This is a genomic window from Moorena sp. SIO3I6 (assembly GCF_010672095.1).
In genome coordinates this window covers 1-1836 of the sequence record NZ_JAAHHU010000981.1, presented here as the reverse complement: position 1 = coordinate 1836, position 1836 = coordinate 1, and the positions used below count along the sequence as shown (strand labels likewise).

Annotated in this window: 1 protein-coding gene and 1 pseudogene; both read left to right on the top strand. The window is 44.7% G+C overall.

Annotation, left to right across the window (positions count from 1 at the left end; translation table 11 throughout):
* Positions 1-394: pseudogene (locus tag F6K49_RS45195) on the top strand (RND transporter MFP subunit); the annotation flags it as partial.
* A gap of 54 nt (positions 395-448) precedes the next feature.
* Positions 449-1836, top strand: a 1388-nt coding sequence (locus F6K49_RS45190) for an efflux RND transporter permease subunit (protein ID WP_293108668.1), incomplete at its 3' end; no start/stop codon positions are given.

The window sequence follows — 1836 nt, the reverse complement described above, 5'->3', positions numbered from 1 at the left end:
ACAGGAATTGTTTCGCCTTGCTAAAGCCCGAGGCGCAATTTTTTCAGTCAGTCCTTCGGTTAACCCTGGTGAGCGTTCTGTACACGTGACCATCCGCCTGTACCAAGGAAGTAAGAATGTACTGGATGGGGAGCGAGTTTCTCTTTGGATCGCTGTGGCAGAAAACCCCACAGCCCTAAGTGTTCCTCTTAATGCAATTGTCTACCGAGACCAGAAACCCTATGTATTTGTTGTAAATCAACAAGAAAAAGTCGTCAAACTGCGTCCGGTAACAGCGGGGATTAGGGGGATTTCTATGCAAGAAATTTCAAGTGGTGTTGAAGTTGGCGACTTAGTGGTCACAGAAGGACTAAATCGCTTAGTTGATGGCACACCAGTTGAAGTGATTGACTAGCAATTTGGAAAGTTTGTAATTGGTCAGATGACGTTTTCCTTTGGTAGGTAATTGATGAGTAGTAAGCTGGTTTCATCCAACCCTAAACCTGAGGGTTTACAGGATAAAATACATCATAATGGGCATAATGGCCATGATGTGCCTGATGTTAACCGAGCCTCAGGTTTAGCTAAATTCTTTTTCCTGAAAACAGTATTTGGTATTCTCTTGATCGTTTTGCTAACCTTGGGTGGATTGATGGGTTATCAGTCGATGGTCAAAGAAGCCGATCCAGATGTGGAAATTCCCATGGCGATAGTGACTACTAGTTGGCCAGGGGCTGACCCAGAAACCATAGAAACTCAAGTCACCGATAAAATTGAAAAAGAACTCAAATCCCTAAAGGGATTGAAGAAAGTTGAGAGTGCTTCTTTCAACGGTTTCTCCCAGATATCAGTGGAATTTCAAGCGAATGCCAATGTTCAGGAGTCGATGGCGCTGCTGCGGCAAAAAGTCAATGATGCTGAACCGGAGATTAATTCAGAGGCTAATCAACCAAATATACAGCAAATCTCTGCCCAAGATGTCCCAATTTTCTCGATTGCTTTATATGGTAATCTCGATCCGGCGGTGTTCAGTCGGGCGGCGGAAAATATTCAAGAAAGACTGGAAAAAGTCTCGGATGTACGGGAGGTTAATGTAGCAGGACAACGGAAAGAAGTTATCAATGTCCAACTTATCCCCAGCCGCATGATTACTTTGGGGATTTCCCCAACCACAGTAAGTGACCGCCTCAGAGTTGCTAACCAGGATATGCCCTGGGACCAGATTGAAAATGAACAGATTGGGGCTCAGGTACGATTGTACGGTAGGTTTCGTACCTTGGAAGATTTACGTAGCTTGCCTATCACTCGTTTGGGTGGTAGTTATGGTAGGGTAGTGCGCCTAGATGAAGTTGCCTTAGTACGTCGGGATTTGGAAAGGGAAAAGTCTCGTGCTTTCATTAGTTGGCAGGGTTCTGAGTTTGAACCCACCGTCAGCATGGATGTAGTGAAAGTACCAGGGTCTGACTCGATTAACGTCATCGAAAAAACCTTAGAAGAACTGGAGTCTCTCAAGCAAGACCTCAATGTCTGGCCTTTTGGGATGGATTATCGGATTACCTACAGGCAGGACGAACAGATTCACGATGAGCAGAATAACCTGATCATTAATGTGATTCAGGCAGTGGTTGGTGTTTTTATCATCTTGTTCATTGCCCTGACCTGGCGAGAAGCCATAATTGCTGGGTTATCGATTCCTTTAACCTTTCTCGGAGCTATATTTCTGCTCTGGCTTGGTGGGTACACCCTCAACAATATGATCTTATATGGGATGGTAATAGCACTAGGATTGCTGGTGGATGTATTCATCTTAATGATGGAGGGGATGCATGATGGACTGTTTGTGGAAGGGTTAACCTT